At 43.4% G+C, this 12,744-nt stretch carries 13 protein-coding genes; 9 read left to right on the forward strand and 4 right to left on the reverse strand.

The window, feature by feature from the left end; all coding sequences use genetic code 11:
• Window positions 1-43: 43 nt before the first annotated feature.
• Complete coding sequence (locus ACXAFM_RS00865) at window positions 44-373, reverse strand: DUF3718 domain-containing protein (protein ID WP_014979515.1); 330 nt, start codon at window positions 371-373, stop codon at window positions 44-46.
• A gap of 417 nt (window positions 374-790) precedes the next feature.
• Entirely contained in the window at window positions 791-1,585 is a 795-nt protein-coding gene (locus ACXAFM_RS00870) for a DUF2189 domain-containing protein (protein WP_474832766.1), read from the reverse strand.
• Between the two features lie 272 nt (window positions 1,586-1,857).
• On the opposite strand from ACXAFM_RS00870, the gene ACXAFM_RS00875 reads away from it, so the two are divergent.
• From ACXAFM_RS00875 to ACXAFM_RS00895, 5 genes are all read left to right on the forward strand, one after another.
• A complete protein-coding gene (locus ACXAFM_RS00875; protein ID WP_474826061.1) occupies window positions 1,858-3,078 on the forward strand; it encodes a pyridoxal phosphate-dependent aminotransferase in 1,221 nt (406 codons plus the stop codon).
• A 1-nt stretch (window position 3,079) separates the two neighbouring features.
• Window positions 3,080-3,679 carry a 5'-deoxynucleotidase gene (gene yfbR, locus ACXAFM_RS00880; protein WP_012519109.1) on the forward strand — a complete coding sequence of 200 codons (600 nt, stop codon included), beginning with the start codon at window positions 3,080-3,082 and terminating at the stop codon, window positions 3,677-3,679.
• A gap of 77 nt (window positions 3,680-3,756) precedes the next feature.
• On the forward strand, window positions 3,757-5,100 hold the full coding sequence (locus ACXAFM_RS00885) for an anti-phage deoxyguanosine triphosphatase (RefSeq protein WP_474826064.1): 1,344 nt from the start codon (window positions 3,757-3,759) through the stop codon (window positions 5,098-5,100).
• 153 nt (window positions 5,101-5,253) lie between these two features.
• A complete protein-coding gene (gene msrP, locus ACXAFM_RS00890; RefSeq protein ID WP_474832769.1) occupies window positions 5,254-6,261 on the forward strand; it encodes a protein-methionine-sulfoxide reductase catalytic subunit MsrP in 1,008 nt (335 codons plus the stop codon).
• A 95-nt stretch (window positions 6,262-6,356) separates the two neighbouring features.
• The gene (locus ACXAFM_RS00895; RefSeq protein WP_474832771.1) at window positions 6,357-7,016 is read left to right on the forward strand and encodes a protein-methionine-sulfoxide reductase heme-binding subunit MsrQ; all 660 of its coding nucleotides are present in this window, start codon (window positions 6,357-6,359) and stop codon (window positions 7,014-7,016) included.
• 22 nt (window positions 7,017-7,038) lie between these two features.
• On the opposite strand, the gene ACXAFM_RS00900 is transcribed toward ACXAFM_RS00895, so the two are convergent.
• Window positions 7,039-7,437: a YqaA family protein gene (locus tag ACXAFM_RS00900; RefSeq protein WP_474835540.1), complete on the reverse strand. Its 399-nt coding sequence runs from the start codon at window positions 7,435-7,437 to the stop codon at window positions 7,039-7,041.
• A gap of 328 nt (window positions 7,438-7,765) precedes the next feature.
• Here ACXAFM_RS00900 and ACXAFM_RS00905 point away from each other — a divergent pair, with 328 nt between their 5' ends.
• The 4 genes from ACXAFM_RS00905 (at window position 7,766) to ACXAFM_RS00920 (ending at window position 11,596) form a co-directional block, all read left to right on the forward strand.
• Window positions 7,766-8,176, forward strand: a complete 411-nt coding sequence (locus tag ACXAFM_RS00905; RefSeq protein ID WP_474832773.1) for a deoxyguanosinetriphosphate triphosphohydrolase — start codon at window positions 7,766-7,768, stop codon at window positions 8,174-8,176.
• A 252-nt stretch (window positions 8,177-8,428) separates the two neighbouring features.
• Window positions 8,429-9,058 (forward strand): YchJ family protein, encoded by a 630-nt coding sequence (locus ACXAFM_RS00910; protein ID WP_474832775.1) that lies wholly within the window; start codon window positions 8,429-8,431, stop codon window positions 9,056-9,058.
• 175 nt (window positions 9,059-9,233) lie between these two features.
• Window positions 9,234-10,649 (forward strand): alpha-amylase family protein, encoded by a 1,416-nt coding sequence (locus tag ACXAFM_RS00915; protein ID WP_474832777.1) that lies wholly within the window; start codon window positions 9,234-9,236, stop codon window positions 10,647-10,649.
• 182 nt (window positions 10,650-10,831) lie between these two features.
• Entirely contained in the window at window positions 10,832-11,596 is a 765-nt protein-coding gene (locus ACXAFM_RS00920; RefSeq protein WP_474832780.1) for a DUF6174 domain-containing protein, read from the forward strand.
• 138 nt (window positions 11,597-11,734) lie between these two features.
• Here the strand turns inward: ACXAFM_RS00920 and ACXAFM_RS00925 are convergent, their stop codons facing one another.
• Window positions 11,735-12,709: an NADPH:quinone oxidoreductase family protein gene (locus ACXAFM_RS00925; protein ID WP_474832783.1), complete on the reverse strand. Its 975-nt coding sequence runs from the start codon at window positions 12,707-12,709 to the stop codon at window positions 11,735-11,737.
• Between the last annotated feature and the right edge of the window lie 35 nt (window positions 12,710-12,744).

Here is a 12,744-nt window from a genome sequence, read left to right on the forward strand (position 1 = left end):
CTAGCCCGCTTTTTCTGAGTTTATCGTTACAACAACCAAAGCCTTAGCTACGCGACGTTAAGTATTCATGTACCGCATCTGCGTGACGCTCTTCAGAAAACTTAATAAGGCTACTTCCATTACATGTTAGGCCTTCTTCAGACGTTACCATGCGCAATACTTCACGCTGACTAGCACCAATACGACCCACGTTACGTGAAAGGCTTGAACGAAGAACTCTTACATCATCGTTGATTATCGCTTTACAAAACCCTGCAAACTGGGTTTCACCTACGAAGCGTATGTCTTTAGACTCTGCGGCTGCATTTGCGTTGATACTAAAAGCGACAGTAGCAGTAGCTGCAAAAACTTTAAGTAAGTTAGATAATTTCATTTTAAAATCCTCAATGTGTGGTTAAAGGTGCTATGCAAGTTTGTGGCAAACTCTTAAGTTGAGTTGAACAAAGTTGAATGAAACAACAATTCGCTCAACGCCCTTTATTTATGCATCAAGAATAAAAACTTTTCTGTTGAATGATTGTGTAACCTGGGTAAATGCTTGGTAAATCAAGTTGTTACGCTGTTGTTACGGCACTAACCCCTTGAATTACTTAGAATAATATAAATTGTATATTACTAATATATCTAGCCAGTATATTTATAGGAAGAAAGAAATATAAGACTTAAGTATAAAAAGGCCCCTTTTGGGGCCTTAAAACTGTAATTTTAACAAAATATATAATGATAAAGCGCATATAATGTACAGAAAGCCTCACTATTTCCGTAATTAAATTACAGAAAGCGTGGGCGATTACTCATATTTGCGTTCGCGCTTAGTTTCAATGGCATCAATATAAGCATGCCATGACGCGTAGCCGATAATAGGCATTAACACGATAAAACCAATAAACCCGGTCACGTAGCCAATTGCTACTGTGGTGAAAATTATAGCCCCCCAAATAAGCATGGGAACCTTGTTAAGCCAAACTGCATTTACACTGGTCAAAACTGCAGTGGCAAGATCAACTTTGCGTTCCATAAGAATGGGCTGAGTAAAAGCGGTTATAAAAAGCATTGCAAGGGTAAAGCCTGCACCCACCAACGTTCCCAACATTAAGAAAGGCAATAGGCTTTCCAAATCGTTCTCTATATAAGGTGGATAAAGCGCGTGGATAAGCGACGCAACGCGTAACCAAAAGATCATCATGACCATTAGCAGTATCGCAAAGCCCCATTCGTTAAATGCGTTTCTGCGCATAGCGCGTAAAGAATGACGAAGTGTTGGTTTGTGACCTTTTTCCATTTCCCAACTAATGTCATAAAGACCTGCTGCTAAAAAAGGACCAACTAACATAAAGCAAACAATGGCAGGTAAAATAACCAAGTGCCAACCGGTCATTTCAACAAGGTACATAATGAACCAGGGAATAACCGCAAACAACACACCGTAAAATAGGGTGAGTCCTGGGGCGCGCATAGCGTCTCTTAACGCCAGTGACATCCATTTTATAGGATCGCCGACGTCTAATTCTTTACAGGGAATAACGCGTGCTATACCACTTTGCGTGATTGCATTCTCTGGTGTTTCTTTGAAATGGTGGGACATATTCTTATCACCTCTGCTTGTTAGCCTGTTTGTTACTAACGCGTTTTTTATACACGCCTTACTACTACGATAGGCGCTGAATGAAAAGTTCACAAGCTATTAACATAAATTTTATACTTAAGTGACAAGCGGATCATTCATCTCGTTATATGGTCAATAAATAGTCACTTAGTGAAAAAAGTCGTACTTAAAGCAGAAATACTGCAAAAAGGCCATCGCATATGACTTTGTATTGCGATAATCTCAGGGTATGTAAATCAACCAGATAGACCATGAAAACTGTATCTCGCTCACATAAATTAGATAACGTTTGTTACGACATTAGAGGCCCAATCGCTGCGCAAGCTCGAAAAATGGAAGACGAAGGACACCGCATATTAAAGCTGAATATCGGTAACCCCGCCCCATTTGGATTTGAAGCCCCTGACGATATCGTAAAAGACGTTATTCATAACCTGCCTACGTCTCAAGGATATTCAGACTCGACAGGAATTTATGCTGCCCGCGTGGCCGTGATGCAGTACTACCAGCAGCGCAACATTAAAGACATCCGTGTAGACGACGTTTATATTGGTAATGGCGTATCTGAGTTAATTATGATGGCGATGCAAGCGTTGCTTAATCATGGCGATGAAGTGCTTATTCCAAGCCCTGACTATCCGCTTTGGACAGCAGCCGTAAGTCTGTCGTCAGGCTCACCTGTTCACTATCGCTGCGACGAGCAAGCGGGCTGGTTCCCCGATATTGACGATATAAAAAGTAAAATCACCAGCAAAACTCGCGCAATTGTATTGATTAACCCTAATAACCCTACAGGTGCGGTGTACGACAAAGCCCTCCTGCAAGACGTGGTTGAAATCGCCCGCGAGCACGGCTTAGTCGTATTTAGCGACGAGATTTACGACAAAATTTTATACGATGAAGCCCAGCACACCAGTATTGCGTCACTCGCTGATGACGTATTTTTTGTTACTTTTGGTGGTTTAAGCAAAAACTATCGCGTGGCGGGCTTTCGCTCTGGTTGGTTAGTTGTCAGTGGGAATAAACGTCTTGCTACCGATTATATCGATGGACTCAATATATTGTCTTCTATGCGTATGTGCGCAAACGTACCTTGTCAAAGCGCCATACAAACTGCATTAGGCGGCTATCAGAGTATTGACGACTTGGTAAAGGAGAACGGGCGCTTGCGCATTCAGCGTGACGTAACTACAGATATGTTGAACGGCATCGACGGTATCTCTTGCGTTAAGCCTAAAGGCGCCATGTATTGTTTCGCCAAAGTAGATGAGAAGAAATTCAACATTCAAAACGATGAACAAATGGTGCTGGACTTATTAAGCTCTGAAAAAATTCTGCTGGTACACGGTCGCGCGTTTAACCTTAATGAAGGCACGTACTTTCGATTAGTATTTTTACCGCACAGCGATGTATTGGTGCCTGCGCTGCATCGTATTGGCAACTTTTTTAGAACGTATAAGCAAGGGGCGTAATGTGTCTGATAAAAGTCACTTTTTTGCGCACCTGGCGCGCTTAAAGCTTATTAATCGCTGGCCGCTCATGCACAACGTGCGCACAGAAAATGTGCAGGAGCATAGTTTGCAGGTGGCCATGGTCGCCCACGCGCTAGCCTTAATAAAAAATAAGTTTTTTGGCGGCACACTAAACCCTGATCGTATTGCTACCATGGCAATATTTCACGACGTGTCGGAGGTACTGACCGGAGACCTCCCTACCCCAGTGAAATACTTTAACCCTGCGATTAAAGAAGAATATAAAAAGATCGAAAAAATTGCAGAGAACAAGCTAATTGAAATGGCGCCTGAAGCATTTCGAGAAGACTATGCGGCGCTTATTGATCATCACTACCATAGTGAAGAAGAAGCTTTTATTGTGAAAGCAGCAGACGTACTTTGCGCTTATCTAAAAACGCTTGAAGAATTAGCTGCTGGTAACCAAGAGTTTAAGCTGGCTAAGAAACGATTAGATAAAACCCTTAAAGAGTATCATTCTGAAGAGGTGGACTACTTCTTAACGCGTTACGTACCAAGCTTTTCTTTAAGTCTTGATGAAATTACGCAAGACGATATGTGAGCAAGGCGATTAACAGCGCTTAAATTACTACACTGACGAATAGAAGTAGCATACACAGCAAGGCAGCGAGGTTTTTTTTGGCAACAAGCGATTGGGAATTAGCATTACACGAGCGTCGTTTACCCCGTAGCGAAACAAGAGACGGCGATCATCGCAATCCGTATCAACGTGATAAAGCGCGCGTTCTTCACAGCGCCGCGTTTCGCAGATTGCAGGCAAAAACCCAAGTGCTGGGTGTGGGGCTGAGCGACTTCTATCGCACTCGACTTACCCACTCTCTAGAAGCCGCCCAAATTGGCACCGGTATTACCGCCCAGCTGTGGGTGAAATTTCCAGATATCGCCACTACTTTGGCTCTTGATCCTACGTTAATCGAAACCCTCTGCTTGGCTCACGATATTGGTCATCCACCTTTTGGCCATGGTGGTGAAATTGCGCTTAATTACATGATGCACCAATACGGCGGGTTTGAAGGAAACGGACAAACCTTTAGGATCATCACTCAGCTAGAGCCCTATACCGCCGAACACGGCATGAATTTATGCAGAAGAAGCGTGTTAGGCTTGGTTAAATATCCGAACTTTATCGATGCCCTTCATAGTAAAGGACCTACGCCCGAACGCCCGGCTTCACTTCGTCAGGTTAAGGCCCACGACTGGCATCCACCAAAAGGTCTGTTTCGCTGCGACGAGCCCCTATTCGACTGGCTACTTGCGCCATTTAGCAATGAAGATAAAGATGCGTTTATGCAGTTTGCTGCAAAACCGAATACCCACAGCAAAACGCAATTTAAATCGTTCGACTGTTCAATTATGGAGCTGTCTGACGATATCGCCTATGGCATTCACGACTTAGAAGATGCCATTGTGATGGATATGGTCGACAAGCATCATTTTGTCGAGGATGTAACCACCCCGCTTAAAGCGCTGGATGTACCCTGGCTGTCAGATAATATAGAAGTGTTAACCAACAAACTATTTAGCGCTGCACATCACGAAAGGAAAAATGCCATAGGTGCGCTGGTTAATAGCTTTATCACAGCTATTGAAATAAAAGGCGTTGAGGGTTTTGCTCATCCGTTACTGGCGTTCAACGCCATGATGCCGGAAAAATTTGCAGAAGCCTTGGAGCTATTTAAACGTTTCGTGTTTAACAAAGTAATACGCCGTCCCGATGTGCAGCTATTAGAATACAAGGGACAGCTGGTAGTTATGGAACTTTTTGAAGCTTTTGCATCGGATCCCGACCGCCTTCTACCTGAAAACACCCAAGAGCGCTGGCGTAAGGCCTGTGAGAAAGACAATGGTATGCGCGTCCTCGCGGACTATATATCTGGCATGACAGACGAATTCGCCTCTCGCTTATACAGCAATATCTTTTCACCAAAACAAGGCGGCATTCAAGATAGTTTGCACATGTAGATTGTTTAATTTGCCCAAAATTAATTGAAATGAAAAGACCGTACTCTCGGTCTTTTTTATTATGTTGAACTTACTCGTTACATTAACGTAGCTAAATGTACTGGGTGAAGTGACGACCATTTCTCATAGTCTTATCATAATTTAGGTAACGTTATGCCAAAACCATTTAAACCCTCAGTAAAATTAACTGATAACGACGTAACCAATGAAGACGTTTACAAAAGTCGCCGTTCATTGCTCAAATCTATGGGCTTTGTGGGCGCGTCCACACTGTTAGCAAAGTCAGCGGGGGCTGCCGGTTGGTTTTGGGAAGATGAGGAAGAAAAAGCTGCGTTTAAAGGGAAAGCGCTTGAGTTTAGCCAACCACCTAAATTTCAAATAGCGGAAACCCGTACGCCTGAAGATAAAGTAACCAGCTACAATAATTTTTACGAGTTTGGTACCTCTAAAGACGCACCTGCCCAAAATGCGACTGAATTTCAAACCAAACCGTGGACGTTAAAAATTGATGGCATGGTGAAAAACCCCATTGAGCTTGATCACGATGCCTTAACAAAACGCTTTCCATTAGAGGAGCGCATTTACCGTTTGCGCTGCGTTGAAGCATGGTCGATGGTGGTACCTTGGATTGGGTTTGAGTTGGGGGCGTTGTTAAAACAAGCCGAGCCATTAATGTCAGCCAAGTATGTGGCGTTTGAAACCCTATACGATCCTGAGCAAATGCCCGGTCAACGAAGCCGCTTTACCGGTGGTGGTATTGATTACCCTTACGTAGAGGGGTTGCGTCTTGATGAAGCCATGCACCCGTTAACGCTCATGTCGGTTGGTCTTTACGGGAAGACCTTGCCACCTCAAAACGGTGCGCCTATCAGGCTTGTTGTACCGTGGAAGTATGGTTTCAAGAGCATTAAGTCTATTGTGAAAATTCGCCTTACCGACAAGAAGCCGCCTACCACATGGAATCGACTGGCCGCCAACGAGTATGGCTTTTACGCCAATGTGAATCCAAACGTGTCGCACCCAAGGTGGAGTCAAGCCAGCGAGCGTAGAATAACCACAGGTGGGCTACTCGCCAGAAATCGCATCGACACCCAAATGTTCAACGGTTACAGCGAAGTCGCGCCGCTATACAAAGATATGGACTTATCCCGTTATTACTAGTTGTAACTTTATGAGGCCACAACCAAATAGCTAGTCATTCATATCAATATCACTTAACTAGAGTTTTTAAACATTATTATTAAGTTGTTCATTTAATGCCGTTAAGAAAAAAAACATTTCGACTCTCTGTATGGCAGCGCCGCAGCCTAAAAGGTCTTATTCACCTTTTCGCATTGGGCTATATCGTCTGGTTGTTTTTTGCAGGGGTAACAGATCAGCTTGGTCCAGACCCTGTAAACACGCTCATCAACGAGACTGGAACCTGGGCAATTCACTTTCTTTTACTAACGCTTACTCTTAGCCCACTTGCTAAATGGCTACCAAGCCCAGAACCGATGCAATTCAGACGTATGATTGGCGTATACACCTTTGTGTACGCCTTTGCACACCTGTTCACTTACATTGTGTTTGAACTCCAGCTTGATATTGCACTAGTGGCTAGCGAGATAGTAAGCAGGCCTTATATCATTGTTGGCATGGCAGCGTTACTTCTTCTTTTTGCTCTCACTGCTACCTCGTTTAAGCGTATCCAGCGCAACATGGGAAAAAAGTGGCAGAAGCTTCATAACAGCATTTACCTGATCCTGCCCCTTGCACTACTTCATTTCAGCTGGTCGCAGAAGACGTTTTGGCAAGAGCCCGTTTGGTATTGGATGATTGGACTGATATTAATGAGCCCAAGAATGAAGCAGTGGTATGTGAAGCACCAAAAGAAAAGTCAAAAGAAGTCGAGAGACAAAAACGCAGTGGTGTGAGAAAACTAAAGTCGAAAACCTTTTAAACAAGCACGTAAAGCAGCGCAGCATAACGCGCTGTTTTACTAAGCGTTACCGCGATAATAAAAAACCAAAACGGGCTTCTAAGTACACCTGCTACTAAAGTAATAGGGTCGCCAATAATAGGTACCCAGCATAAAAACAAGCTCCACTTCCCCCACTTTGTAAAGGTGTAGCTTGCACGGTTAAACGCCGCTTCGCTCACTTTTAACTTATCGGTCGCAATTTCTTTTCCGAACTTGAAGCCCAATATATAATTAACCACCGAGCCGAGTACATTTCCTAACGAAGCAACAACAAGCAACAACACCCAGTTCAACCCACTACTGTATAAAGCACTAAGCACAATTTCAGAACTAAAAGGCAATATAGTGGCAGCCAAAAATGCCGATAAGAACATCCCCAAGTAGCCTAAATGTATTAATGCGCTCAATTCTCCTCCAATTCTATACAGTAGTTTTCTATGTAATATTCGCGCGCATGTTACCTCAACACGCGTCTGAATACTTCCTTAAGAGTATGGCACAACGAAAAAAACATTATCTTTTAGATAGTTACTGAAAAACCACCAATTTGTGTGAAAAAAATACAACTAAATACTTGCCAAAACGCTCTTTTATTAATACTGTATACACATACACACTGTATATGCGAACAGCATTTATAAACAACGGTATTTCTTAAGTCTTCTTCATAAGCTTGAGGGCAAATACACAAGGGGTTTTACAATGAACACATCTCCAGTTTCACGATTCAATGCTTTGCGCGCTTCGGTTTCAAATGTTGTTCAACTACCTTTGCCGATAGAAGGGTTTCCAGGCGAAAAACAAGGTAATGGAAAAGGAAGTAACGACAAAGGTTGGAATTATCTGCTTTCAAATACGGTGTCGTTTTCTAAATCTGTAGATCACGCTATCCGTATTCAAAAACCCGAAAAAGAAAAAATGCCCGAATGGATCAGTAAGCTGATTACAGGTGGCCAATGTAAAACACTGTATGTAGAAAACATTGATTTGGATTTGCAGCCAACAGATAGTGAGATGATCAGAAAGCTATGTGAGCTTTACTCTGTCAGCCTGGTGAATGTACGTGTTAACAGCCTTAATGACGAACAAAACGTAGCATTAGGCCCTTGGTAATACAAAGCCTGTTTATGCTTACATCTTGCGTTTGCCCCATCTTACGTTTGCCTGAGTAGCGATGCGTAATCAAAACCTAAATATTTATTTCATACAGCTCTTTGCCGTGGAATCTCTGACATGTACCCTTTGGCATGGCCCGCCAAGGAATCTTTGAATATCGGCAATATTTACGTCTAAAAAAGTTGGGGCTCACGCAACTTATACTTATACTGTGGCGCTTTGTTTTACTCTTAAACTGCGAGTTGTCTTATGCGCTGCTACTGTTGCTCATCAAAATCCTTCGACGAATGCTGCGAGCCTTTTATTAAGGGTGATAAACACCCTGGTTCTGCAGAGCAACTTATGCGCTCCCGTTTTTCAGCCTACGCTATAGCGCATTATCAATATATTCTTGAAACCTACACCAAAGAAAAGCAGCAGGGTCTTTCTGTAGAGGATTTGGCGCAAAGCGCACAAGGTGCGACATGGTTCGCACTTAAAGTACACCCCACTCTAGCGGCTAGCTCCGTAGATAGCTTGGTAGGTAACTCGGTCAGTAGTACTGAAGATAGTTCGATAGACAGTACTGTACATGCTGACGCTAAAGTCGAAGCGCAAACCAACGCCGAGGCAATCTCTAAGCCTAATTTAAAGCCCATCTCCAAACCCATCACCAAACCCAATAACGCCATTGTTGAATTCACTGCTTACTATTTTGAAAATAAAAGCATGTATCAGCTTCACGAAACGTCGAATTTTAGTGTTGAAGACGGTAAGTGGCGTTATCACGACGGCGTATTACACGACGACTGCGGCAAAATTAAATACGGGAGAAACCTACCTTGTGTATGCGGTAGCAACAAAAAATTCAAACAGTGCTGCGCAACTAAGAGCCGCTAACCCAATTGCAATAACTAACTGTACTCCCTTCCCTGCGCATCTTGATTGTTCACCTTTCCTTTAATTTAAAATTAAAGGTGAATTGAATACGTATGCATAATGTTTATTATTTGTAAACAAAATGTAAGCATTACTTTCATCTTTTATCTCGCTCCCACATAAAATAGGACACACTATGAAGATGAAGAAACATGCGGCAGGCGTTCTAATAGGCGCAGCACTGAGTACATTAAGTTATCAAAGCTATGCCGACGTTATACTACACGCATTTAACTGGACCTACGACGACGTAGCCGCAAAAGCCCAGGAAATTGCGGATCTTGGTTACACCAAAGTACTTGTTTCGCCTGCTTATAAATCGACAGGTGATCAGTGGTGGGCGCGATATCAACCACAGGACTATCGAGTTATTGATAACCCACTTGGTGACACTGCTGACTTTCAAGCGATGGTTAATGCATTAAATGCCAAAGGTGTAGAGACCTATGCGGATATTGTCTTTAATCATATGGCGAACGAAGCATGGAAACGTTCAGACTTAAACTACCCCGGAAGTGAAATACTACAGCAGTACTCTTCAAATCAGGGATACTACAATGGCATCACTTTATTTGGTGATGTAAGTAGCGGCCTTTTTTGCGGTGGTGACTTCCACGGTACGTATGATCAAGGTGGCCCTAAGTGCATTAGTAACTACAGCGACGTAGGCGATGTTCAGTACAATAGATTATGCGGCGCCGCGCCAGATCCTGGTTTGCCCGACCTAGACCCCAATAATTGGGTAGTAGCCCAGCAAAAAGCGTATCTTCAGGCGTTAAAAGACATGGGTGTAACCGGTTTTCGCGTTGATGCTGCAAAGCACATGACCAACTATCATATCAACGCGGTGTTCGACAGCAATATCAAAAACGGCGTGCATGTTTTCGGAGAAATAATTACCACGGGCGGTGCAGGCTCTAGTGAGTATGATAACTTCCTTGCACCTTATTTATCAGCAACAGGTCACTCGGCCTACGATTTCCCGCTTTTCGCGCAAATACGAAGTGTGTTTAGCTTCGGTGGTTCGATGAATGCCTTAGTTGACCCAGGCGCGTATGGTCAGGCTTTATCAGGCGACAAGGCTATTACATTTAGTATTACCCACGACATTCCGCTCAACGACGGCTTCCGCTACCAGTTACTTGACCCAACCGACGAACATTTGGCAAATGCCTATGTACTAGGGCGTGACGGTGGTGTTCCACTACTGTACTCAGATAACAATGAAAGTGGTGATAATCGCTGGGTAGATTTGTATAAGCGTAATGACATCAAGGGTATGGTTAAATTCCATAACGGAGTTCAGGGCAGTGGCATGCAAGTGGTAAGTCATAATGACTGCGTTATTTTCTTCAAGCGTGACCACCAAGGTGTCGTGGGTATTAATAAATGCGCGGACGGCCAAGATATATGGGTAGATACATCTACGGACAATTTATGGTGGTATAGAAATTACCGCGATACGTTAAGTAACGATGTTCAATATATTACAACTCAGTGGCACAAGTTCTATGTACCAGGAAGAAGTGCACGAATGTGGCTTATGGAGTAACTCAGCGCCAAAACGTTCCCAAGTAACACTGTTTACTTTAACAACAATTGTATTAGGATAAACTGTAGAGTGGTTTTGTATTACGTGAAGTGCAAAGCCACTTTTTTATTTCTAATTGTCACAAAATTGCTGCGAGCTCTATTATCGTAGCTAATCATGAAAAATAAAAAACAAGGAATGTTATGACTACTATTTTACGTATCGCTGCGACGATTTCTGCTACTACGCTATTGTTAGGCTGCGGTGGTAGCGATTCAAACGATGTACTCGACGACCTTAACGCCAACCGCGCAAAGTGGGAAAGCGCGAATATCGACAATTATCATTTTGAATATCAAATTTCATGTTTTTGCACCGAAGAAACCGTACTTCCTCGCTTAGTACTGGTAGAAGGAAGTCAGGTTACCTCTCAAACTATTATTGAAGGCAATATAGCCCTACCGCTAGATGATGCATATACACAAAGCATTGATAGCTTGTATCAACTTATCTCATTAGAAGAAAGCCGTGCGGAGTCGCTATCGGTTAAATATGACCCAGAACTCGGCTACCCAACCGAAATCAAGGTCGATATCAACGAGCAAACGGCTGACGACGAATATACCCTAACAATTAGCAACCTTATTACCGCAGATGATGTGGCCTGTACAGCTACGGTAGAAGATGGCCTCTTGCTTTCAGTAACCGATCAAACAACACAAATGCCAAGCGCATGTGGAGTTACTGCTACTGCAATAGAAGAAGCGTTTTCTCAAACTGTTATAGTTGATGAAACGGATTGCGCAGAAGACGATTTGATTGCAATGCTAGAAGAACGTCCTGGCTTTTACACCCTCACAGTACAAAAACAGGGTTATCAAGACTATCAGGTAGATAACATAGGCATTGGTAAAGACTTATGTCATGTGTTGACCAGAGAATTCAACGTAGAATTAGTACCAGAATAACCATTATTCAATGACTCACAAAAAAAGCCTGAACCATAGAATGACGTGACACCCAGTAGTTGTACTATTCCATTACTGGGGACACTTCAGAAGGCTCAGGCTTTTTCGTTAACTTACTTTCTTCCCAGACCTGTAGGATCAGGGCACAAGCACCATCTTACCTTTCACTTCCCGGTTCATTACTTTGGCCATGGCTTTCGTTGCTTGTTCTAAGGGTAATGCTTCATCTACGACCACTTTAACCTTACCTTGCACATACCAAGTTAAAAGCTCTTGCATGTTTTCAGCAAAGCCTTTCGGATCGTGCTGAGTAAATGAGCCCCAAAATACGCCCATTACCGAGTAGCCTTTTACCAGCGCTAAATTAACTGGGAATTTCGGTATCTCACCGCCTGCAAAGCCAACTACAAGCAAACGCCCTTCCCAAGCCATACTTCGACTGCATGCGTGGAAGGTATCGCCGCCAACACATTCGTAAACAACGTCTACGCCTTTGCCACCCGTCACTTCTTTAAGTGTTTCCTTTAAATCTTTCTCTTTGTAATTAATTAGAACATCAGCACCATACTCTTTAGCGAGCGCTAACTTTTCCTCTGTTGAGCATACCGCAATAACTTTGGCGCCCATAATCTTGCCTATTTGCACTGCAGCCAGGCCTGTACCGCCTGCCGCACCAGTAACAACCAGCGTTTCACCTGCTTGCAGCTTCGCCCGTTGTTTTAATGCGTGATGGGCTGTCGCATGCGCAGTTACAAGAGCAGCCCCCTCATTAACATGGATGGGATCAGGTAACGGCATAACATGAGTGGCAGGGATCAGCGCTTTTTCTGCGTAACCACCTAAGTTAGACAACGCGATAACTCGCTGCCCTTCTTTTAAATGGCTTACGCCCTCACCTACTTCAGATATGGTGCCTGCCACTTCATTGCCAGGAATAAACGGGAAGTCTGGCTGCATTTGATACAGACCTTGCACCAATAGTCCGTCTGGAAAGTTCACCCCTGCGGCTTCAACATTTACGACTACATGCCCTTTTTTTACTTGCGGGTCTGCAACGTCTTTAAATTGAAGTTCTTCAAGTGGTCCAAAAGATTCGCATACAATTGCTTTCATACTGTCTCCAGTTGCTTTGTTCGACGTGCATACTT

The organism is Alteromonas sp. ABD4_190 (assembly GCF_056160105.1).